Genomic DNA, 23,442 nt, shown 5'->3' on the forward strand with positions numbered 1-23,442 from the left:
AAAAATGCCTATATTTGCAAAGATATAGCGGTCCAAATTATAAAAGCAGGGTACATCTCTAATGACTGATGCTGTTCAAAACGAAAACGTACAAGAAGAAAACAAATTAATTGCTGAGCGCCGTAGCAAGCTGGATCACATCCGCCAAAACTGCAAAGCAAATGGTCACCCAAATGATTTCCGTCGTGAGCACCTAGCTGGCGATCTTCAAGCGGAATTCGGTGAGAAGACTAAGGAAGAGCTAGAAGAGCTTAACCACATCGTTGCGATCGCTGGTCGTGTTATGGCGAAGCGTGGTCCATTCCTTGCGATTCAAGAAACTTCTGGTCGTATCCAAGCATACGCAGCGAAAGACGTACAAAAAGTACTGAAAGAGAAGTACCAAGGCCTAGATATCGGTGACATCATCGGTGTTAAAGGTGCGCTTCACAAATCAGGTAAGGGCGACCTTTACGTGAACATGGAAGAGTTTGAATTGCTGACTAAAGCACTTCGTCCTCTACCAGAGAAGTTCCACGGTCTAACTGACCAAGAGATGCGTTACCGTCAGCGTTACGTTGACCTAATCGTGAACGAAGATTCTCGCAATGCATTCATCGTGCGTTCTAAGCTTGTATCTTCAATCCGTAACTTCATGAGCGCTAAAGGCTACCTAGAAGTTGAAACGCCAATGATGCACGTGATCCCTGGTGGTGCAACTGCACGTCCATTCATCACTCACCACAATGCACTAGACATCGACATGTACCTACGTGTTGCACCTGAGCTTTACCTTAAGCGTCTAGTTGTGGGGGGGTTTGACCGTGTATTCGAGATCAACCGTAACTTCCGTAACGAAGGTCTGTCTCCACGTCACAACCCAGAATTCACAATGATGGAATTCTACCAAGCGTACTCTGATTACAAAGACCTTATGGATCTGACTGAAGAGATGCTAAGCACAGCAGCAATGGACGTTCTTGGTTCTACTTCTATGCCTTACGGTGACGAAACAGTTGAGTTCGGTGGCACTTACGCTCGTATGAGCATGTTCGATGCAATCAAACACTACAACCCTGAGCACGCTGAGATTCAAGCGCTAACAGAAGCAGACCTACAAGACCGTGAGAAGATGGTAGCTATCGCTAAATCTGTACACGTAGACGTAGAAACGTTCTGGACATGTGGTCAGCTTCTTGAAGAGATCTTTGGTGAAACAGCTGAGCCTCAGCTAATTCAACCAACGTTCATCACTGGTTACCCAGCGGACATCTCCCCTCTAGCACGTCGTAGCGATGACAACCCGTTCTTCACAGACCGTTTTGAGTTCTTCATCGGTGGCCGTGAAGTAGCGAATGGCTTCTCTGAGCTGAACGATGCACAAGACCAAGACGAGCGTTTTAAAGCGCAAGTTAATGCGAAAGACGCAGGTGATGATGAAGCAATGTACTACGATGCAGACTACATCACAGCGCTTGAGCACGGCTTACCGCCAACAGCGGGTCAAGGTATCGGTATCGACCGTCTAGCTATGCTATTTACAAACACGCACACAATCCGTGACGTGATCTTGTTCCCGGCAATGCGTCCACAAGCGTAATTTTCGCTTAAGGGTCGTAGCAGCCCATAAAATTAAAAAGCCGCCTTCGGGTGGCTTTTTCTGTTTTTGTCCTCCAAAACCTAACCTGTACCGCACTCTTGATTCGAAAAATCATTATTTCTGACATAGTCTTACTATTGAGACAAAAAATCTAAGATAGTCTCACTACTATACGTCTCTGCGCTGAATACGATCTCGTGGCATTTTGTCGAACGATGAAGCAGTGACTCGTATTAGCCTGATTTAAATAAAAATAGAATAAGGAAGAAGGATGGGAACTCAATTTAAGATGGATTCCTTACCAGGTTCTCTTATCGTCGTTGGTGGTGCGTACGAACCCTGGTTATCTGTATTAGAACAAGTGGGTTGGCAATGCACCCAATGTGCAGATTTACGAAAAGCCGATGCCTTGATTGCGGACATTGGTCCATGCATTGGCATTGTGGATCTTAGCCATGATGAGTTCAGCCTTAACGGTATTGCTAACCTTGTGAGCAATAACAAACAGGTGAGATGGCTCGCCTTCATTCGTGAATCGCAATTAAGCTCTGATACGATCTGCCAGTTTATCGTTAACTTCTGTATCGACTTTTTCACAGCGCCAATTCCAGATGCTCAGCTATTGAGTACCATTGGTCACCAGTTGGGTATGCTCAAGCTTGAGCAGAAAGTATGGCCAAACTACGGCATTAACAACAATATGGGCCTACTGGGTGACTCTGTGGCTGTGAAGCGCTTGAGAGACCAAGTGAAGCGTATTGGGCCGACTGACGTCAGTATCTTAATTTACGGCGAGAGTGGGGCAGGCAAAGAGACGATTGCACGCTCGATTCATCAAAACTCTTCGCGAGCACAGAAACCATTTCTCACGGTGAATTGCCGTGCCTTGTCTGAAATGAGAATAGAAGCTGAAGTGTTTGGTATCTCAGCATCAGCACAACAAGCGACAGCACCATGTATGTTGGAAGAGGCCGATGGCGGAACCATCCTACTCAATGATGTGTTGGCGATGCCACGCAATCAACAATTGAACCTGCTGCGCTTTTTGCAGGAAGGAAAAATTGAAACAGCGAACGGTCCAAAATCGGTCGATGTACGTATTCTTGCTGCGAACTCTTCTGATATCGAAAAAGCACTGATTGAAGGTGACTTTAATGAAGAGCTTTATCACTACATCAATGTTCTGCGTATTCATGTTCCGAGCCTGAAAGAGCGTGTGAGTGATATTTCGGTACTGGCGAATCATTTCCTGCGTGAGTACTCGAAAGAGTTTAATGCTCAGGCTAAGAGCTTTTCAGACGACGCTATTCGTTCGATGAATCGCTATCACTGGCCAGGCAACGTCCGTGAGCTGATGAATCAGATTAAGCGTGTTGTTCTGATGTCGGATGCAGTGATCATCGAAGATCACCAACTTGATTTACCAAAACAGAATGATGAACGCCGTAGCTTGAAAAGCATCCGTGAGCGTTCAGAGCGCGATGCATTGCTGATTGTATTGGAGTCTTATGGTGGACAGGTTTCGTTGGCGGCTAAGGAGCTTGGTGTATCACGAGCCACCATGTACCGTTTGTTGAATAAACACAGCCTTATTTCTGAGGGTGTTGTGTAGAACTCTCTTCTAAGTCATTCAATCTGTTAGTGTAAATTTAAGAGCCACGCATCATGCGTGGCTTTTTTATTGCTAATCGCTGCGTTGATGTTCGAATAATCGAGAGATGAACTCTCAGTCACTAAGAGAGATATGCTGTGATTTTATATAATCATAGTGAATATCTTATATATAAATGAATATGCAACTGATATTTCAGGTGAATGCATTGTTTTGAAAATGTTAACCAATTATCGGTTGAATAATATACTCACTTGGTTAGACTTTAACCGTGAAAGCAGCGATTTAACAAAGACTTGTCTGCTTTTACTACCCATTTCTTTTTGGATTTTTTAGTTAGCTTGGAGGCGCAAATGAAACATTTCGATTTTATACAGCATATTTGCGCTTCGTTTGATCCGTGTTCTGACATGGTGACTGTTATGTCACAAACATCAGCCATGGCCGATCGAAACACCCAAGATAAACCTAACTAATAGATCCGTATCCTTATTTGGCTGCGGAAAAATAGCAGCTAAATGAGAAGTCCTCATACTATCTAACACGCTATTTTTCCTCAGTTTATTCAACAACTGGAGAGTTATTATGCGTCACTCAGTATATTTAAAATTAGCAACAGTCCTTATCCGTGCAGACCTTCGTCGTGAAGAGCGTGAATGGCAACGAAAAGTTCGTCGCAGTTCATATGATCTACCATGGAACAATACTCACTTACTAAGAGATATTGGTCTTGAAGCAGATGGTCGACCTATTGGTTTTTCTGAACCTGAAGTCGTTACTATTGAACGTAGAGTACGTCACCTTCGTCGTGTCTTAAGTGCGCGAATACCGACGTAATCTGCGGGGTTGATAGCACCTTTCAACCCCTTAGATAAGTCACAGGGATAGTTATGGCGTCAAAAGTGTGAGCTTTTGAACTAGAACTGACCAAAAAAGAGAAGCTCTAGCTTCTCTTTTTTGGTTTTTTAATCGAGAAAAATCAACACGCCCTAGTAAAGAAATAGAGTTCTACTAAGCTTTAGAGAGCAAGGGAGGCCGGTTATGCAAAAGCATCAATTAGACATGTGGTTACATGGAGAGCACAAAGACTCTTATCAAACACCCAAAGTGTACGTTATTGGTTGTTCTGATATCTCAGAGTATCTATTGGCGGTGGAGTACAAACACAAGCTAGAACCGGTCAAGCAAGACGGCGAGCCGCTTCACTTTGGATCTTTGGATCAAGTGAAAGAGGAGTTACTCCGGCTCGGTTTTGAAAAGGCCTACCTTCGCTTGCACAACGCGTATGATGAGTTTGGTAGTGAACCAAGCCAAAGCTACTGCGATATTGAACTGGCGCTCAAACCTCATTAGAACTCGTTTCTTATTACCGACGGTTTATAACACATTGATCATCCGATCTTTGAGGTGTATTAAAACGACTTATACGTAGTGTGTTGTCAGCAATTTGTGGGTGAATTGAGTTCTTAGGTAAAAACCACGCGGTTTAGTCTTGATGGGCTTTCCACTTGCACCGTAAGCTTCCGTTAACACTCGGCTGTTGGCGGCTTTTGGTCGTAGATGCAGCGCTTCACCGTGTCTTGCTGTTATCTGTTCAACATTGCCTAACACGATCAATTCCATCAGTTCTTCCCAATCCCTTTTTAGAAGCTCGTTTTCAGCCTCGCTTGGTGTCCATAGTAAAGGGGATCCTACATGCCTTTCTGCCAATGGGATCTCTCTTTCTCCCTCAACAGGGATCCACAACACTTTGGATAGCTTATTACGAACGTGACTGGTTTCCCAGGTAATGCCTTGCACGCCCATTAATGGTGCGACACAAACAAACGTGGTTTCGAGCGGCTTTCCAGAGTAGCCAATCGGAATGCTTTTGAGCTCAATACCTAGCTTCGCAAAATCTTGTTCTGGCTTACTGCCAGCAGGTGCGCCTAAGTGCCATTCCAAAAGCTGTCCAACCCAGCCTTTATCACGCTTGAGGTCGTTCGGCATGTCCATTTCGGCTTCGTCAGCGAGCTCTTTGAAAGTCATTCCGGCAATCGCGTAGGCTCTGTCTAACAGCTCTTGTTGTGTTTGTGGTTCTGGTTTCATAATAAAAGGCATGATCAAAAAAATGATTTTATCAGAAGTTATCACCATATGACGACTGGTTAAGAAATGATCTCATTGCGACGAAAGGGATCAAAGTCAGGGTTATCCACAGGACATGAACGTAATTAATTGAAATATTAATTTAGTGGATAAATAAACAGGGGTTTGTGGTGGATAAAATGCTTGCCAAACAGGGGTTAAAATGAATCTTTCCATTAGCAGTGTGGATAAACACCTGGGTGGTTGATCTTTAACCACGTTCTGATTTTAAAAGATCTTTTCCATTTTAAATGTTTTTGAAAATTGATTTTTACTTTTAATTGCCTGATTTTAAATGATTTTAATATTGATTTATCGATTTGTTGTTTTGGGTGTTGATGAATCTATGGATTAAAAAAAACGATTGCGGGTAATTCTTCACATAGTTATTCACAGAAAAGGTGAATAAATGTGGTCTATGTCTCACTATTGTGTGGGTAACTAAATTTTGAACAAAACTTATCCATATTCTTAGTTAATATTCATAAATATAGCGCTTATCACGTCACTAAGTTTGCTCCGATTGGGGATATGTGGAAAAATCAGTGTAATTAAAAATTTAGATAGAGGTTGGCCAGTGATAGATGGCGATGGTTACCGATTAAATGTTGGTATTGTAATCTGTAACAACCATGGTCAGGTCTTCTGGGCTAAACGATACGGACAACATTCATGGCAATTTCCTCAAGGGGGAATAGATGAAGGTGAGACTCCGGAACAGGCAATGTACCGAGAGTTGTATGAAGAGGTTGGCCTTACTAAAAAGGATGTAAAGATCGTCGCGACAAGTCGTCATTGGTTACGCTATAAGCTACCCAAACGACTGGTTCGATGGGATTCGAAACCTGTCTGTATTGGACAAAAACAGAAGTGGTTCCTTTTGCGCTTAGATTGCGATGAATCGCGTATCAATATGCAGCGTGGAAGTACACCTGAGTTTGATGGTTGGCGTTGGGTGAGTTACTGGTACCCAGTTCGACAAGTTGTTTCTTTTAAGCGAGATGTTTACCGTCGAGCGATGAAAGAATTCGCATCTTTAGCAATGCCGTTTAAAGAGCGAAAAACAAAAGGAAAACGCAAATTGCGTAGAGGTTAAGCATGCTCAGTCAACTAAGGGAAATAGTTGAACACGTATCAAGAGTTGAAGATGTGTCGACGGCACTTGATATTTTAGTTAAAGAGACATGCAGTGCGATGCAGACGGAATGTTGCACCGTGTATTTAGCCAATAATGATATGCAGCGCCTTGAGTTGATGGCAACTCAAGGCCTGATCTTTGAAGGCAATAGTATCCACATTGGTTTTGACGAAGGTCTGGTTGGCCTTGTTAAGCGAAGTGCGGAACCTATCAACCTTGCACAAGCGTCTGCTCACCCTGCTTATAAGTTTTTTCCAGAGCTTGGAGAAAACGTCTATCACTCTTTTCTTGGTACTCCGATTATCCATCGCAAGCAAGTGCTTGGCGTATTGGTTATTCAGCAGAAATCCCCTCGTTTATTCAGTGAGATGGAAGAGTCCTTCCTTGTCACGCTCTCGGCACAACTTGCGGTTATTGTGGCGCACGCCCAAACTCAAGGCCATTGGCTACTAGAGCAACAGAAGCTACCTGCAACTAAAGGTATCGCTGCCTCATCGGGTGTCGCGATTGGTGATCTTTGGTGGGACAACACACAACCTGAACTAACGGATGTGTACCCAGCATCAACACTCAACATCGAGAGAGAGCAAGAGTTGTTGGCGGTTGCAGTAGAGAAAGCCCTCAATGACTTTAAGCGTATGCGAAAGCGCTTAGACAGCGAAATCAATAAAGACGCATTGGCGATCTTTGACCTGTTTACTCACTTACTCAACGATCCTATGTTGCGTAAGGATCTAAAGAGCCAGATTCAGAAAGGCGATAAAGCCGATTGGGCATTAAGACAAGTGGTTGAGAGTTACTCCAACCGCTTTGCTCGTATGTCTGATGTTTATCTTCGTGAGAGAGCGCAAGACATCCGAGAACTCGGACAAAGGCTGCTGTATTTCCTTCATAACTCAGAATACGAGCTACGCACCTTAGATAAACCTATTATTCTGGTGGTTCGTGAATTAACGGCTTCGGTATTAGCGTCGATTCCAAAAGAGAAGCTGCTGGCAGTGATCTCCTTGGAAGGGGCGGCGAACTCGCACGCTGCGATTTTATCTCGCGCTCTTGGCATTCCTTCAGTAATGGGGGTTAACCTCAACCTTGTTCAAGCCAATGGCAAGCAAGCGATTGTTGATGGGTACAGCGGTGAGATCTTTATTGAGCCGACGAAAAACCTACTCAAAGAGTATCAAGGGCTGATTCTTGAGGAGAGTGAACTCTCTTCTATGGTCAATCGAGAACTGTATCTACCAGCCAAAACGCAAGATGACCAGCAGGTCGAGATTCTGCTTAATGCGGGTTTGAGTGCCGATACTAATATCGCCATCAACCAAGGTGTTGATGGGGTAGGGCTGTATCGAACGGAAATCTCTTTCTTGTTGCAACAAAGGTTTCCGTCAGAGGACGAACAGTTCAAGCAGTATCGTTCTGTATTAGCAAGTTACCCTAAGAAGCAAGTTGTGATGCGTACGCTCGATATCGGTGGTGATAAGGCGTTACCTTACTTCCCAATAGAAGAGGACAATCCATTCCTTGGTTGGCGTGGTATTCGCTTTACGCTCGATCATCCTGACATCTTTATTATTCAGTTACGCGCCATGTTGCGTGCGAGTTGTGAGAGCCACAACCTAAGTATTTTGCTACCGATGATCTCAGGTGCTCAAGAACTTGATGACGCGCTGCAGTTGATTGAGCAAGCCTATGATGAAGTGCACGAGCTTGATAACCGAGTGCGTATGCCACGCATAGGTATCATGATCGAAGTACCATCAATGCTTTATCTGCTGCCGCTGATTGCGGACAAGGTCGATTTTGTTTCTGTCGGTACCAATGACTTAACCCAATATTTATTGGCCGTTGATCGGAACAATTCACGAGTCTCCGATGTCTATGAATCAATGCACCCTGCGGTGATCATGGCATTAAAACAAATTCATGATACTTGTAAGCAATATCAATTACCCGTGTGTATTTGTGGAGAGTTAGCCGGTGATCCAATGGGCGCACTGTTACTGATTGGGTTGGGGTATCAGACACTAAGTATGAATACCTCGAATGTGGCCAGAACCAAATATCTGATTCGTCAATCTAACTTGGGTGAATTACAGGATTTAGCAAATAAGGCACTTTCAAAACCGTATGGTAGTGACATCTATAGTATGATGCTGAACTATTTCGAAGAGCGTGAATTTACAGGCTTCATTCGAGCAGGTAAAAAATAGGATTTAACGTGTCATATGAACTGATAGGCTTGTTAGCAGGCCTTGGTGCTATTGTTGGTGTTTTAGCTGGCTTGCTAGGCATTGGTGGTGGTTTGTTGGTGGTTCCGGCCTTACTGTTTTTGCTTCCTAAAGCGGGTATACCTCAAGAGTTTGCAATGCAAATGGCACTTGCTACGTCGCTATCCACCATTATTGTTACGTCGGGATCGTCTGCGATTAACCACTTAAAATTGGGTAACGTGGATATCTTTGTCGTTAAGTGGTTAATGCCAGGAGTGGTTGTCGGTGGTTTCCTCGGTTCTTTTGTGGCCGAAGTGATTCCGGCTCAGTATCTGCCAAAAGTATTCGGTATGATCGTGTTGGTGTTGGCTTTGCAAATGCTGTTGTCGATTCGCTCTAAGAGCCAGAAGGCGATGCCAAGCTCAGCTAAAACCATGTTATGTGGCGGCGGTATTGGTTTGGTATCAAGCTTAGCGGGTATTGGTGGCGGATCGTTGTCTGTACCTTTCCTTAACCATCACGGTGTGGAAATGCGCAAAGCGGTTGGCTCATCATCGGTGTGTGGTTGTGTTATTGCGATCTCGGGAATGCTCGGTTTCATCTGGCATGGTTCTTCTGTCGATGATCTGCCTGCATTTAGCCTGGGCTATGTTTATCTTCCTGCTTTGATTGCGATATCTTGTACCTCCGTTCTGACGACGCGAGTGGGTGCGAAGCTGGCTACTCAATTGCCAACCCCTGTGTTAAAGAAATTCTTTGCAGTATTTTTAATGTTTATAGCAGCCACAATGTTGCTGTAGTGTCTTTTCTGTTAGCTGTGAGCTAACCGTTGATCAATTTAGATAGAGAGCCAAGTATGTCTCAGGGTTTTATCGAATTCCCAAATATCGATCCTGTTCTTATTGAACTAGGACCAATTTCAGTTCGTTGGTACGGCCTAATGTACCTCGTTGGTTTTATGTTTGCTCTTTGGTTAGCAAATCGCCGAGCTGATCAGCCAGGTAGTGGTTGGACTCGTGAGCAAGTATCAGACTTACTGTTTGCTGGTTTTCTAGGTGTGGTTCTAGGTGGTCGTATTGGCTACGTACTTTTCTACAACTTCGACCTTTTCCTAGCAGACCCACTTTACCTATTTAAAGTATGGACTGGCGGCATGTCTTTCCATGGTGGTTTGCTGGGTGTTATCACCGCAATGTTTTGGTATGCGAAAAAGAACGGCCGCACCTTCTTCGGCGTAGCAGACATGATTGCACCATTAGTACCATTTGGTTTAGGTATGGGCCGTCTAGGTAACTTCATGAACAGCGAGCTTTGGGGACGTGTGACTGATGTGCCATGGGCTATCGTGTTCCCTAATGGTGGTCCACTTCCTCGTCACCCATCTCAGCTTTATGAAATGGCGCTTGAAGGTATTGTTCTGTTCTTCATCTTGAACTGGTTTATTAAAAAGCCGCGTCCTCTTGGTTCTGTATCAGGATTATTCCTAGCAGGATATGGTACATTCCGTTTCTTAGTAGAATACGTACGTGAACCAGATGCTCATCTAGGCTTGTTCGGCGGATTTATCTCGATGGGACAAATCCTGTCACTGCCAATGGTTATCATCGGTGTGCTGATGATGGTTTGGGCATACAAACGCGATCACTACAAAGACGAATTACCACAACAAACGAAGTAAGGAATTGGTGTGAAACAGTATTTAGATCTCTGTCAGCGTATCGTTGATGACGGTACTTGGATTGAAAATGAACGCACGGGTAAGCGCTGCCTAACCGTTATCAATGCTGACCTGGAATATGATGTTGGTAATAACCAGTTCCCTTTAGTAACAACGCGCAAGAGCTTCTGGAAAGCGGCGGTTGCTGAACTGCTTGGCTACATTCGTGGTTACGATAATGCTGAAGACTTCCGCAAACTAGGCACTAAAACTTGGGATGCGAACTCTAACTTGAACGAAGCATGGCTGAACAATCCTTACCGTAAGGGTGAAGATGACATGGGCCGTGTTTATGGTGTTCAGGGGCGAGCATGGGCGAAACCTGATGGTGGTCATATCGACCAACTGAAGAAGATTGTGGATGACCTAACGAACGGTATCGATGACCGTGGTGAGATCTTAAACTTCTACAACCCTGGCGAGTTCCACATGGGCTGCTTGCGTCCGTGTATGTACAGCCACCACTTCTCTCTACTTGGTGACACTCTGTACCTAAACAGCACTCAACGCTCTTGTGACGTGCCGCTAGGCCTGAACTTCAACATGGTTCAAGTGTATGTGTTCCTAGCAATCATGGCGCAAATCACTGGCAAGAAGCCGGGTGTGGCTTACCACAAGCTGGTTAATGCTCATATTTATGAAGACCAATTAGCGCCAATGCGTGATATTCAGTTGAAGCGTGAGCCTCTAGCTGGCCCTACATTCCATATCAACCCTGAGATTAAATCTCTAGAAGATTTGGAAACATGGGTAACTATGGATGACTTCTGGGTTGAAGGTTACGAATGTCACGAAGCGATTAAGTACCCGTTCTCGGTTTAATGTTATCCGCTTTATTTGATAGAAAGGCTGCCACTGTGCAGCCTTTTTTTATTTGCAATGCTTGGCTTGCTTACTATTTATAAAACCAATAATCTTGTGGGGTCTTTTCTAACTACAGAACAGCTATGACTCGCTCGCATTGCTTCCTATTGCAACACGACTTTCCTATTTCTTTTTACCCTGAGAAGAATCAGTTGGTGATTGATAGTGAAGAGATTCATTTAGAGCCATTGCAAGCAAAGCTGCTCAGCTATTTCATCGAAAAGCGTGGGATGGTGGTGAGTACGCAACAGATCGCTACCGATGTGTGGCAAAGAGCTCACGTATCCGACAACTTGGTCAGACAGGTCATCAGTTTATTGCGCAGTCAACTTCAGGATAAGTCTCGCCCGTATCGGATTATTCAGACGATACCTAAACAAGGTTATCTGTTTGATATTGAAGTGACTCAGCCGAGCGTTAAACTTATGTCTGCCGAAAAGACTTCTCTATCTGCGACTGCAACTCTCGCTCCTTATTACAAAAAGAAAATCATCGTCCTCACCGTAACCGCAGTATTAGCGGTTGGCGTAACTGCAGTTTGGGTATGGAACAATGACTTCCAAACTAATGACCCTATGGTGATTACTGCACGCCAGGCTGATGTGATTCCCGTTTATATCCATGACATCACCCTTGATTCAGCGAACAATTATGAGATGTCGGAAAGTGTATATAACTATCTTTTCTACGGGTTGAACTCAGCTAAAAATCTATCGGGTTACCACTTCTCTCAGCTATCAAAACAAGGCAAGCAATCACTTGCCAACAATGGTGTCGAACTCAAAAGTTGGCTCAAGAAAAAGGATGGGGATTATGTACTGAGTGTGCTGGTACAAAACAATAATCACCCTAACCAAAGCCAGAAAGTAGAAAAAAGCTTTAGCCAAGATAATTTCTTTGATGCCATTGGGGATGTCATCCTTGAGATTAAAGCGATTATCGCACCTATGGGGTCTGAGTATGGCGTAGCGAGTCATCGAGTGACCTCTATTGATAGTTACGATGATTGGAGTGTTATCTCTGAGGGGATATCTCTTTTTTACCAAGGCAAAGGTGGTCAGCCATTTGAAGACATAGCGGTTCAGTTGAATGCGATTCAACAGCAAGGGCGAGACAATTATCTGGTGAATGCCTTGCTTTCGTATTCGGAGTCTTTGGCTTATTTGCAAAACAGTGAGCAAGAAGATCGCGAACGCGCTCTGCAATTGGCAAAGCAAGCCTTTGAGATGAATCCACGTTGTGATATTGCCAATCTTACTCTGGGACTAGCATTGTTAATCAACCAACATGCCAACCAAGCTTTCCCTTACCTTTCCTATGCTGCTGAAAGTACACCGAGCCCAATCAGCTTTTATCTGCTTAGTGTTGCTGACAAGCTGTCGGACAACCCAAAAGGCTCGCAATACAACTACCAGCGCTATACTGACGTAAAAAAAGAGCATACTGGTCAACTGTTTGATCTTATTGAATCTTTATAAAAAAACAAACCTTTCCTAAACCGCGAAATACGTTTTCAAGTGAAGGTGTTTCGTGAGAGCTGATTGCAATGGTATTTCTATACGGCTCACTTGTACCAGCTAGCTTTTCAACATGTTTGATTATTGTTTGGACTCAGGCTCAATTGCCTTGCATCAAGCGTAAAAACATCGACTTCCACATACTGGTCACCAAATCATTCATTATTTGGGATAAACACATGTTGAAGAAGTTTGCTTTTCAGATCATTCCTATTCAGATCTTCTTATTCGTCTTTTGGTTCAAAAATGGCTTTATCGATAAAGTGATGGGCGTGCTACTTGGCTTTATCACTCCAGATACTGCTTATGCGGGAGACACCTGGGCAGGCTGGAAAGGCTATATTGTCGGTACTTGGGACAAGAGCCAAGTCGGTCACGCTTTACTGAGCCCAACGTTCGACTTTATGTTTCCGATTCTAATTGCTTTGCAATGTGTGCCGTTTTTATTGGTTATTCGCTCGGTACTTGGTGGTGAGTTCATGGTTGGTAAAGAACGTCCGTGGTTGCTTTATGCCGCATTTTCATCTTTATTTGTGACTGCTTGTATGGCTTTCACTCAAACCATCACTGGCGCAAGCGATGGACAGTATCTATGGCAATTTATCGGTTTTGGCATGGTTGCGATTATGTACCTGCGTAATGAGCAAGGTAAGTAGGGTAGCTAGATACGAGTAAACGGGATACGAGATGCGAAGAGCAAAGACTCCGTCATTCCCTAGACCGACGAAGGAGGGAGTAGGGAATCTCTAGGAGCCTGTGATAGCTAGATTCCCTATCACGCTCGTTCCTCGCTGCAGGGAATGACGGCTTTTACCTGCTTTTGCTCTTCGTTACTCGTTCACTCGCATCCCGTATCTGTTCCTAAAAAGAAAAAGCCCGCAACCTAGGTTGCGGGCTTTGTTATAAGCGATGTTTATTTTGCTGTTAAGCGGTAAGAGCTAAGACGCTACCAGGCAGTACAAGGAATACCGCAACAAGGTAACCAGCCACTACAGCTTTGTTCTTCACAGCCATGTCTGAAATTAAGTCAGCTGCTTTTACTGGTAGTTCACGTAGGAACGGAATACCGAAGATGAATACCGTTGCCATGATGTTGAATACCAAGTGTACTAGAGCAATCTGTAGTGCGAATACTGCGAACTCACCAGATACTGCTGTTGCTGCAAGTAGAGCGGTAATACATGTACCGATGTTTGCGCCCAGAGTGAATGGGTAAACATCACGTACTTTAAGAACACCTGAACCTACTAGCGGAACCATCAAGCTTGTTGTCGTTGAAGAAGACTGAACAAGGATAGTAACGATAGAGCCAGAAGCGATACCGTGGATTGGACCACGACCGATTGCGTTCTTTAGAATCTCACGAGCACGGCCAACCATTAGGCTCTTCATCAGCTTACCCATTACAGTGATAGCTACGAAGATAGTTGCGATACCAAGAACGATAAGCATGATGCCGCCAACAGTGTCGCCAAATGTTGATAGTGGCTCTTTAATCGCGCTTACTACAGGCTTAGTGATTGGCTTGATGAAGTTAAGACCCTTCATGCTCATATCACCTGTTGCTAGCATTGGAGACACTAACCAGTGAGAAATCTTCTCTAGAATACCAAACGCCATCTCTAGTGGTAGGAAGATAGCAACGGCTAATAGGTTAAAGAAGTCGTGAATAGTCGCACTTGCGAACGCACGCTTGAACTCTTCTTTACAACGAACATGACCAAGACTAACTAGCGTATTGGTTACCGTAGTACCAATGTTTGCACCCATGATCATAGGGATTGCTAGCTCAACAGGTAAACCACCTGCCACAAGGCCAACGATAATTGAAGTAACTGTACTTGATGACTGAATAAGTGCTGTTGCCACTAAACCAATCATTAAGCCTGCAACTGGGTGTGAAGCAAATTCAAAAAGAACCTTTGCTTGCTCGCCTGTTGCCCATTTGAAGCCTGTACCAACCATTGAAACTGAAAGTAATAGTAGGTAAAGCATGAATGCCAAGTTAGCCCAGCGTAGCCAACGAGTTGTGCTCGAGATAGGCGCTGCTGCAGTAGTAGCTTGGTTCATAATGTTTTCTCCATTGGACCGTTTAAGTCTGTGTTTGGTCTGTTTGTTTAATCTGAGCGTGATGTTAGAGGGGAAATATTTCAGTAATATTACATTTTGGTTTAGGTGAGACTTTTTTGTGATGATTTACTCTTTAAATATTCCCATGGCTAATGTGGTTATTTTAAGTGTTTGTTTTTAAGGGAATTTAAAGGGTGTTTCTATAGGTGATATAGATCTTAAAAGTTAGAAAAAAATTGAAAATAATCGCTCAAATATTACATTATGAAATCACACACTTCGAAAAAATAAGTGGTAATTAGTGGTTGGGGTAGGTTTTTCCGAGTTTGTTGAGCGGGAGTGTCATATTTGATATAAAAGGGTATCTACTCCTTTATTACGGCACACCTATGTCGCACCTCAACTATAACCATCTTTATTACTTCTGGATGGTCTGCAAGCAAGGCTCTGTTACCAAAGCGGCAGAAGCTTTATTTCTCACTCCTCAAACGGTAACGGGTCAGATAAAAGCATTAGAAGAGCGAATGGACGGCAAGCTGACCAAGCGCAATGGGCGTAGTGTTGAGCCAACAGAGCTTGGGCAGCTGGTCTTTAAGTATGCCGATCGTATGTTTGGCCTGAGTTACGAAATGCTCGATATCGTGAATTACAGCCAGCACTCCAATATTTTGTTTGATGTGGGTGTAGCGGATGCGCTGTCAAAAAGGCTCGTAAGCAAGATCTTAATGTCGACGATTCCAGAAGATAACAGTATCCACCTTCGCTGTTTTGAATCGACTCACGAAATGCTGCTTGAGCAACTCTCTCAACATAAGCTGGATATGATTTTGTCTGACTGTCCGGTGGACTCTAGCCAAAGCCCTGGTTTGTTTAGTAAGAAACTGGGTGAGAGTGGCATGAGCTTTTTCAGTTCAGGCAAGGTTGAAGGCGTTAACTTCCCGGCAGTATTAGAACAAAGGAAGCTTTTGATCCCTGGTAGCCGAACCTCGATGGGGCGTAAGGTGCTGCAGTGGTTTGATAGGCAAGGGCTTAAACCTGATATTTTAGGTGAGTTTGATGATGCGGCATTGATGAAAGCTTTTGCTCGTTATCATCATGACGCTATTTTCTTGGCACCGACACTGTATATGTCTGAAGTGGAAGAAGATACATCGCTGCAATTATTGGGCGGTATTGAAGAGTTAAAAGAGGAGTACTACGTCATATTTGCTGAGAGGATGATCCAACATCCAGCAGTTAAAAACGTATGTGACGCAGATTTTAGCAAATTGTTCGAGTGAGATAGTTTGTTAATGAATTGATATCGATTATCATAACTCCGCAATATGCCGGAAATACTGATAGCCCGTAGTTGGCGAAAAGGTTGTAGGGAGCCAAACTATGAACTTAAAAGAGATGGAGAAGAACTCAGCACAAGCTGTGATTCTACTCAAAGCCATGGCCAACGAGCGTCGCTTACAGATCTTATGCTTATTACATGGCACTGAACTGTCGGTTGGGGAGTTGTGCGGCAAGTTGGAACTGAGTCAGTCTGCTTTATCTCAACATCTTGCTTGGTTGAGAAGAGATGGTTTGGTCGAAACTCGCAAAGAAGCTCAAACTGTGTATTACACATTGAGCAGTGAAGAAGTAAAAGCGATGATTAACCTACTGCATGGTATTTACTGCAAGTAGCTTATTACTGATGAGGGAGATGATTTCTTGTCAGGGGTAAGGTCGACACAAGGAAGTGTCAGTATTTCACGTCGAACGTTAATCCTGAACAGCTTGTTTTCCTATCGACTTATTCTGTTTATTGAAAAGCCGATTCGGTGAATAAGCAAAACTGTTTTCAGTGAGTAAAGTCGCTTTTAGTCAGTAAATAGCAGCGTTACTCAAAATTTAGATATAAAAAAACCGGCCTAGGCCGGTTTTTTTCGTTTTGCGTTGTAATCAAATTTCTATTAAAGAGCTTTGATTGCAGCAGCGAAACGAGACTTATGACGTGCAGCTTTATTCTTATGAATAAGGCCTTTAGTCGCCATACGGTCAAGAAGTGGTGTAACTTCTACAAGAGCAGCAGTTGCAGCTTCTTTATCACCAGCTGCGATAGCTGCGATAGTCTTTTTCATGTAAGTGCGCATCATAGAACGACGGCTAGCATTGTGCTGGCGACGTTTCTCAGCTTGGATAGCGCGCTTCTTAGCAGATTTACTGTTTGCCAAGGGTCTAACTCCCAAAAACTTAGTTCGGTGACAATTTAAGGGCGAGGACTATCCCTCATTAGCGCTTAATTGTCAAATGATTTGTGCAAAAACCAATCGTAGCCAAACAAACTTTGGTATGGAAAGGTCATCGCGGTTAAGATGGCGGGGATTCTAACAGCATTTTTAGACCAATGCTAATAAATATGCTTCTTAGGATAGGATAGTATTTATCCTCGCTTGAAAGTAATCAACTAGTGTCAGAGGTTTCTGTGAGTAAACGACTATTAAAGTCAGGCCTGATTGTCAGTGCTATGACTTTTGTTTCCCGTGTATTGGGGCTAGTACGTGATGTAGTAGTAGCAAATTTGATGGGGGCTGGGGCGAGTGCCGACGTATTTTTCTTCGCTAATAAAATCCCTAATTTCTTACGTCGACTTTTTGCAGAAGGTGCGTTTTCTCAAGCGTTTGTTCCTGTATTAACGGAATATCACGCGGCAGGTGATAAAGATAAGACTCGAGATTTAATTGCTAAGGTGTCGGGTACGCTCGGGGTTTTAGTATCTATCGTCACGGTTATCGGGGTCTTGGGCTCAGGTGTGATCACCGCGATGTTTGGCGCAGGCTGGTTTATCGACTGGTTGAATGATGGCCCTGCGGCGCCTAAGTTTGAGCTGGCGAGCTTCATGCTCAAGATTACCTTTCCTTATTTATGGTTTATCACCTTTGTTGCTTTATCTGGTGCGATTCTTAATACATTAGGTAAATTTGCGGTCTCTTCTTTTACCCCTGTGTTTTTGAACGTAATGATCATCGGCGCAGCGTGGTTTATCTCTCCTAATCTAGAGCAACCTGAAATTGGCTTGGCAATCGGTGTATTTCTTGGCGGCTTAGTCCAATTCCTATTCCAAATGCCTTTCTTGATAAAAGCGGGTGTGTTGGTTAAGCCGAAATGGGGCTGGAGAGACCCAGGCGTCGTTAAGATCCGCACATTAATGATCCCAGCTCTGTTTGGTGTGTCTGTTAGTCAAATCAACTTATTGTTTGATACCTTCATTGCCAGTTTCCTAGCGACGGGTTCTATCAGTTGGTTGTACTACTCAGACCGACTACTTGAGTTTCCACTCGGTTTATTCGGTATCGCGATTGCGACGGTGATTCTTCCTGCTTTATCTCGTAAACACGTAGATGCTCAAAGGGAAGGGTTTGCACAAACCATGGACTGGGGTGTGCGCATGGTTTTGCTTCTCGGCATTCCTGCGATGTTAGGTCTTATCGTTTTAGCTAAACCGATGTTGATGGTGCTCTTCATGCGTGGTGAGTTCTCTCCACACGATGTACAACAGGCATCGATGTCTTTGGTTGCTTACGCATCTGGCTTGCTTAACTTCATGCTGATAAAAGTATTGGCTCCGGGTTACTACTCTCGCCAAGATACGAAAACACCGGTTAAGTACGGCATTATAGCTATGGTGACCAATATGGTATTTAACGCGATCTTTGCTTATTTCTATGGTTATGTTGGTTTGGCGATTGCGACAGCCTTGTCTGCTTTTGTGAATATGGCCTTGTTATATAGAGGATTACATCTTGCAGGTGTATATCAATTAACAAAGACAACCTTATTGTTCAGTGCCAAATTGATTATCTCGGGTGTGGTGATGGTAGCCGCTATTTTATGGCAGCTGGATAATATGCAACATTGGCTTGAATGGAGCTTTAGCCAGAGAGCGCTGACATTAACAGGCTTGATTGGACTTGGTGGCTTTGTTTATATTGTTTCGGTACTGATTTTAGGTATCCGAGTAAAACATTTAAAAGCAGCGACAGATTAATACTGATTAGTATATAATCCGTCGGTTTCACACAATAAATGATGCAAATAACAGGTTTTAGCTGATCATAATGGAACTGATCCGAGGTATACACAATATTAAAGCGCAGCATCATGGCTGTGTATTAACCATAGGTAACTTCGATGGTGTTCATTTAGGACATCAAGAGGTTCTGAGTCAGGTTTCTAAACAAGCTGCAGCATTAGGGCTACCTTCTGTTGTTATGACGTTTGAGCCGCAACCTATGGAGCTGTTTGCCCGAGATAGAGCGCCAGCACGTTTAACTCGCTTACGCGATAAGTACGTGCAACTGAGCAAGCTAGATATTAGTCGTTTATTGTGTGTCAATTTTAATCAGTATTTTGCAAGTTTATCCGCAGAAGCATTCATTAAAGATCTTTTGGTTGATAAGCTTGGTGTGAAGTTCTTGGTGGTTGGTGACGATTTTTGCTTTGGCAAAGGCCGCACTGGTAATTTCGCTATGCTTAAAGAAGCGGGCGAAAAGTATGGCTTTGAGGTGGTAAGCACCCAAAGTTATTGCTTAAACCAATTACGAGTCAGCAGTACTGAGATACGAAATGCATTAGCGGTCGATGACTTGGCTGCAAGTGCTACCATGTTAGGACGTGATTACAGTATTAGTGGTCGTGTGTCCCATGGTCGTAAACTGGGGAGAACCATAGGTTTCCCTACCGCTAATATTCCATTAAAGCGTTGTGTTTCTCCTGTATCGGGAGTGTATGTTGTTGAAGCATTGGATATCGATGGGGTTCCTGTCGGTGGCGTTGCTAATATTGGACAACGACCAACAGTTAATGGTGTAAGGCAGCAATTAGAAGTGCACTTTTTTGACTTTAAAGCCAATTTGTATGGTAAACAGTTAGAAGTACGACTTTTGCACAAACTGCGCGACGAGATAAAATTTGAATCGTTCGACGCATTAAAGAATCAAATAGAATTGGATGCTGAAGCCGCAAGGGTGTGGCTGCTTCAGCTAAAGAATTAATCGGATGATTCCACCGATTAACATAATGTCTAACTTCGCCCAATATAACGGAATTAAGAATCGATGAGTGATTATAAAGATACCCTGAACTTACCAGAAACAGGGTTCCCAATGCGCGGCAATCTGGCAAATCGTGAGCCAGAAATGCTTAAGCGTTGGTACAAAGAAGATCTTTACGGCGAAATCCGTAAGGCAAAGAAAGGTAAAAAATCTTTCGTACTGCATGATGGCCCTCCATACGCGAACGGCGACATTCACATTGGCCACGCGCTGAATAAGATTCTTAAAGACATTATTATTAAATCTAAGACCCTTTCTGGTTTTGATGCACCGTACATCCCTGGTTGGGACTGTCACGGTCTTCCAATCGAGCTAATGGTTGAGAAGAAGAAAGGTAAGCCTGGTCAGAAGATTTCGGCTGCTGAATTCCGCGAAGAGTGTCGTAAGTACGCTGCGGGCCAAGTTGAAGGTCAGAAAGAGAGCTTTAAACGTCTTGGTATCATGGGCGAGTGGGATAAACCTTACCGCACTATGGATTTCGGCACAGAAGCGAACATCATTCGTTCTCTAGGTAAAATCGCAGACAAAGGTCACCTTCTTAAAGGTTTCAAACCAGTTCACTGGTGTACTGACTGTGGTTCTGCTCTGGCTGAAGCTGAAGTTGAATACAAAGATAAAGTTTCTCCATCTATCGATGTGAAATTTACAGCAGCTGACGAAGCGGCTCTTCTAGAGAAATTTACTCTAGCTGAAGGCCACGCGGGTCAGGGCGAAATCTCTATCGTTATCTGGACAACAACACCATGGACTCTGCCTGCTAACCGCGCAGTATGTCTACGTGATGATCTTGAATACGTGCTTATCCAAGTTGAAGCAAATGGCGACCAGCCGGCTCAACGTATCGTTGTTGCTTCTGAACTAGCAAAAGACGTAATGGATCGTGCAGGTATCGAGCACTTCCACAACCTTGGTTTTGCTACTGGTGCTGATCTTGAGCTTTCTCAGTTCAACCACCCGTTCTACGACTTTACTGTTCCAGCTGTTCTTGGTGATCACGTTACAACGGATTCAGGTACTGGTGTGGTTCACACTGCACCTGGTCACGGTCAAGAGGATTTCGTGGTTGGTAAGAAGTACAACCTAGAAATCGCTAACCCAGTAGGCTCTAACGGCGTTTACCTGCCAGATACTGAGCTATTTGCTGGTCAGCATGTATTCAAAGCGAACGACTCTGTTTTAGAAGTTCTAAAAGAGAAAGGTGCACTTCTGCATCACCACGCTTACGAGCACAGCTACCCACACTGTTGGAGGCATAAAACTCCAATCATCTTCCGTGCAACACCACAATGGTTCATCTCTATGGATCAAGCTGGCCTACGTGCAAAAGCACTAGAGTCAACTAAGAATGTTGAGTGGATGCCGGAGTGGGGTCAAAGCCGTATCGAAGGTATGATCGAAGGTCGCCCTGAGTGGTGTATCTCTCGTCAACGTACTTGGGGTGTGCCAATTGCTCTGTTCGTTCATAAAGAAACGTCAGAACTTCACCCTGATAGCCCAGCACTTATTGAAAAAGTAGCGAAGCTAGTTGAAGAGAAAGGCATTCAAGCTTGGTGGGATGTAGACGCTGCTGAACTTATGGGCGCAGAAGACGCTGATAAGTACGAAAAAGTAATGGATACGCTAGACGTATGGTTCGACTCAGGTGTTACGCACTTCTCTGTTGTTGACTCTCGTGAAGAATACAACGGTAACAGTGCTGATCTTTACCTTGAAGGTTCAGACCAACACCGTGGCTGGTTCCAGTCTTCTCTAATTTCATCTATCGCGATGAAAGACGAAGCACCATACAAGCAAGTACTAACTCACGGTTTCGTGGTTGATGGTAACGGCCGTAAGATGTCTAAATCTATCGGTAACGTTGTTGCGCCTAAAGATGTAACCAACAAGCTAGGTGCAGACATCCTGCGTCTATGGGTTGCTTCTACAGACTACACGGGTGAAGTTGCGGTTTCTGATGAAATCCTGAAGCGTTCAGCTGATGCTTACCGTCGTATTCGTAACACAGCTCGTTTCTTCCTTGCGAACTTGAACGGTTTCAACCCTGAAACTGACCTAGTTCCAGCTGAAGAGATGGTTGCACTTGATCGCTGGGCTGTTGGCCGTGCTCAAGCTGCACAAGAAGAGATCGTTAAAGCATACGGTGAGTACAACACTCACGGTGTAACTCAGCGTCTAATGCAGTTCTGTTCTATCGAAATGGGTTCTTTCTACCTAGACGTAATCAAAGACCGTCAGTACACAGCGAAGCAGGGCAGCCATGCTCAACGTAGCTGTCAGACTGCGCTTTACTACATCGTAGAAGCTCTAGTTCGTTGGATGGCACCTATCATGTCGTTCACTGCAGATGAAATCTGGAACGAGATGCCTGGTCAACGTGACAAGTTCGTATTCACGGGTGAGTGGTTCGAAGATCTATTTGGTCTTGCTGAAGGTGAAGAGCTAAGCAACGAATTCTGGGCTGAAATCCAAACCGTTCGTGGCGCAGTGAACAAGTTTCTTGAAGACGCTCGTAAAGAGAAAACAATCGGTGGTGCACTGCAAGCTGAAGTGACTCTATACGCTGACGACGCACTAGCGGCTAAGATCAACAAGCTAGAAGATGAGCTACGTTTCGTACTTATCACTTCTGCTGCGGTTGTTAAGCCACTAAGCGAGAAGTCTGATGCAGCTCAAGCGACAGACGTTGAAGGTCTATTCGTTGAAGTAGCGGCAACTGAAGCTGAGAAGTGTGACCGTTGCTGGCACCACACTCCAGATGTAGGCACTATCGAAGGTCACGAGAAAGTTTGTGGTCGTTGTGTGTCGAACATCGACGGTGAAGGCGAAGTGCGTAAGTTCGCATAACCGCTCGAGAAAGACTGAACTTTTTGTAAAAATTATAGCCCCAGTATCAACTGGGGTTATTTTTAATTATAGAAAATGTGTTTCGCCAAGTTGGGTACTGATGATCACTTAAATCGGGTGAGAATGAATACCAGCTTCGTAAATACTAGGAATAGAAATGAGTGAAGTTTCGTTAAAACAATCTGGTGTACGTTGGTTGTGGTTGGCTCTGTTGGTCTTCCTTGCTGATATCGGCATTAAACTTTTCGTGATGGACAACATGGGTTATGGCTGGGCAAACCGTATTGAGGTGCTGCCGTTCTTTAACTTTTTGTACGTTCACAACTACGGCGCAGCATTTAGCTTCTTGAGCGACCAAAGTGGTTGGCAGCGTTGGTTATTTACCGGTATCGCATTTGCGGTAACGGGTATGCTGACGTACTGGATGAGCAAGCTACCAGCGACAGAAAAGTGGAACAACATCGCTTACGCCATCATTATTGGTGGTGCAGTAGGTAATGTATTTGACCGTGTAGTACACGGCTTTGTTGTCGATTACTTAGATTTCTACTGGGGCACTTACCACTGGCCTGCATTCAACTTAGCGGATATGGGAATCTGTATCGGTGCTGCGATGATCATCCTCGATGGTTTCCGCAAGAAAGACGAAGGCAAATAAGCTAATAAGCCTTAAGTAAAAG

General features: G+C 44.1%; 20 protein-coding genes. 17 read left to right on the plus strand and 3 right to left on the minus strand.

The annotated features are described in order from the left end of the window. Window positions 1-61: 61 nt before the first annotated feature. From lysS to FLM53_RS10565, 4 genes are all read left to right on the plus strand, one after another. The gene (gene lysS / locus FLM53_RS10550; protein ID WP_176681989.1) at window positions 62-1,579 is read left to right on the plus strand and encodes a lysine--tRNA ligase; all 1,518 of its coding nucleotides are present in this window, start codon (window positions 62-64) and stop codon (window positions 1,577-1,579) included. Window positions 1,580-1,850: 271 nt separating this feature from the next. Then, complete coding sequence (gene vpsR / locus FLM53_RS10555; protein WP_176681990.1) at window positions 1,851-3,191, plus strand: cyclic-di-GMP-binding transcriptional regulator VpsR; 1,341 nt, start codon at window positions 1,851-1,853, stop codon at window positions 3,189-3,191. A 585-nt stretch (window positions 3,192-3,776) separates the two neighbouring features. Continuing rightward, complete coding sequence (locus FLM53_RS10560; protein WP_004735015.1) at window positions 3,777-4,028, plus strand: hypothetical protein; 252 nt, start codon at window positions 3,777-3,779, stop codon at window positions 4,026-4,028. Between the two features lie 204 nt (window positions 4,029-4,232). Next, entirely contained in the window at window positions 4,233-4,544 is a 312-nt protein-coding gene (locus FLM53_RS10565; RefSeq protein ID WP_176681991.1) for a DUF6482 family protein, read from the plus strand. A 69-nt stretch (window positions 4,545-4,613) separates the two neighbouring features. Here the strand turns inward: FLM53_RS10565 and mutH are convergent, their stop codons facing one another. Then, the gene (gene mutH / locus FLM53_RS10570) at window positions 4,614-5,279 is read right to left on the minus strand and encodes a DNA mismatch repair endonuclease MutH (RefSeq protein WP_256099390.1); all 666 of its coding nucleotides are present in this window, start codon (window positions 5,277-5,279) and stop codon (window positions 4,614-4,616) included. Between the two features lie 616 nt (window positions 5,280-5,895). Here mutH and rppH point away from each other — a divergent pair. From rppH to FLM53_RS10605, 7 genes are all read left to right on the plus strand, one after another. Next, on the plus strand, window positions 5,896-6,414 hold the full coding sequence (gene rppH, locus FLM53_RS10575; RefSeq protein ID WP_004739545.1) for an RNA pyrophosphohydrolase: 519 nt from the start codon (window positions 5,896-5,898) through the stop codon (window positions 6,412-6,414). A 2-nt stretch (window positions 6,415-6,416) separates the two neighbouring features. After that, window positions 6,417-8,666 carry a phosphoenolpyruvate--protein phosphotransferase gene (gene ptsP, locus FLM53_RS10580; protein ID WP_176681993.1) on the plus strand — a complete coding sequence of 750 codons (2,250 nt, stop codon included), beginning with the start codon at window positions 6,417-6,419 and terminating at the stop codon, window positions 8,664-8,666. A gap of 8 nt (window positions 8,667-8,674) precedes the next feature. After that, a complete protein-coding gene (locus FLM53_RS10585) occupies window positions 8,675-9,466 on the plus strand; it encodes a sulfite exporter TauE/SafE family protein (protein ID WP_176681994.1) in 792 nt (263 codons plus the stop codon). A 56-nt stretch (window positions 9,467-9,522) separates the two neighbouring features. Beyond that, window positions 9,523-10,344, plus strand: a complete 822-nt coding sequence (gene lgt, locus FLM53_RS10590; protein ID WP_176681995.1) for a prolipoprotein diacylglyceryl transferase — start codon at window positions 9,523-9,525, stop codon at window positions 10,342-10,344. A gap of 9 nt (window positions 10,345-10,353) precedes the next feature. Next, window positions 10,354-11,205, plus strand: a complete 852-nt coding sequence (locus tag FLM53_RS10595) for a thymidylate synthase (protein ID WP_176681996.1) — start codon at window positions 10,354-10,356, stop codon at window positions 11,203-11,205. A gap of 125 nt (window positions 11,206-11,330) precedes the next feature. Continuing rightward, window positions 11,331-12,725 (plus strand): winged helix-turn-helix domain-containing protein, encoded by a 1,395-nt coding sequence (locus FLM53_RS10600; protein ID WP_176681997.1) that lies wholly within the window; start codon window positions 11,331-11,333, stop codon window positions 12,723-12,725. A gap of 218 nt (window positions 12,726-12,943) precedes the next feature. Beyond that, window positions 12,944-13,420: a hypothetical protein gene (locus tag FLM53_RS10605; protein WP_176682013.1), complete on the plus strand. Its 477-nt coding sequence runs from the start codon at window positions 12,944-12,946 to the stop codon at window positions 13,418-13,420. A gap of 268 nt (window positions 13,421-13,688) precedes the next feature. On the opposite strand, the gene FLM53_RS10610 is transcribed toward FLM53_RS10605, so the two are convergent. After that, entirely contained in the window at window positions 13,689-14,834 is a 1,146-nt protein-coding gene (locus FLM53_RS10610; protein ID WP_017629800.1) for a Na/Pi symporter, read from the minus strand. A gap of 389 nt (window positions 14,835-15,223) precedes the next feature. Between FLM53_RS10610 and nhaR the strand changes: the two genes are divergently transcribed. Beyond that, a complete protein-coding gene (gene nhaR / locus FLM53_RS10615) occupies window positions 15,224-16,114 on the plus strand; it encodes a transcriptional activator NhaR (RefSeq protein WP_017629799.1) in 891 nt (296 codons plus the stop codon). Window positions 16,115-16,214: 100 nt separating this feature from the next. Further along, on the plus strand, window positions 16,215-16,508 hold the full coding sequence (locus tag FLM53_RS10620; protein ID WP_004735028.1) for a metalloregulator ArsR/SmtB family transcription factor: 294 nt from the start codon (window positions 16,215-16,217) through the stop codon (window positions 16,506-16,508). A gap of 269 nt (window positions 16,509-16,777) precedes the next feature. Here the strand turns inward: FLM53_RS10620 and rpsT are convergent, their stop codons facing one another. Further along, on the minus strand, window positions 16,778-17,038 hold the full coding sequence (rpsT, locus tag FLM53_RS10625; RefSeq protein ID WP_004739529.1) for a 30S ribosomal protein S20: 261 nt from the start codon (window positions 17,036-17,038) through the stop codon (window positions 16,778-16,780). Window positions 17,039-17,289: 251 nt separating this feature from the next. On the opposite strand from rpsT, the gene murJ reads away from it, so the two are divergent. From murJ to lspA, 4 genes are all read left to right on the plus strand, one after another. Further along, window positions 17,290-18,852 carry a murein biosynthesis integral membrane protein MurJ gene (gene murJ, locus FLM53_RS10630; protein ID WP_370780774.1) on the plus strand — a complete coding sequence of 521 codons (1,563 nt, stop codon included), beginning with the start codon at window positions 17,290-17,292 and terminating at the stop codon, window positions 18,850-18,852. A 70-nt stretch (window positions 18,853-18,922) separates the two neighbouring features. Continuing rightward, the gene (gene ribF, locus FLM53_RS10635; RefSeq protein ID WP_017062867.1) at window positions 18,923-19,858 is read left to right on the plus strand and encodes a bifunctional riboflavin kinase/FAD synthetase; all 936 of its coding nucleotides are present in this window, start codon (window positions 18,923-18,925) and stop codon (window positions 19,856-19,858) included. 63 nt (window positions 19,859-19,921) lie between these two features. After that, the gene (gene ileS / locus FLM53_RS10640; RefSeq protein ID WP_176681999.1) at window positions 19,922-22,762 is read left to right on the plus strand and encodes an isoleucine--tRNA ligase; all 2,841 of its coding nucleotides are present in this window, start codon (window positions 19,922-19,924) and stop codon (window positions 22,760-22,762) included. A gap of 157 nt (window positions 22,763-22,919) precedes the next feature. Next, window positions 22,920-23,420 carry a signal peptidase II gene (gene lspA / locus FLM53_RS10645; protein WP_176682000.1) on the plus strand — a complete coding sequence of 167 codons (501 nt, stop codon included), beginning with the start codon at window positions 22,920-22,922 and terminating at the stop codon, window positions 23,418-23,420. Window positions 23,421-23,442 lie beyond the last annotated feature (22 nt).

It is taken from the genome of Vibrio sp. Scap24, assembly GCF_013394185.1.
Lineage (GTDB): Bacteria > Pseudomonadota > Gammaproteobacteria > Enterobacterales > Vibrionaceae > Vibrio > Vibrio pomeroyi.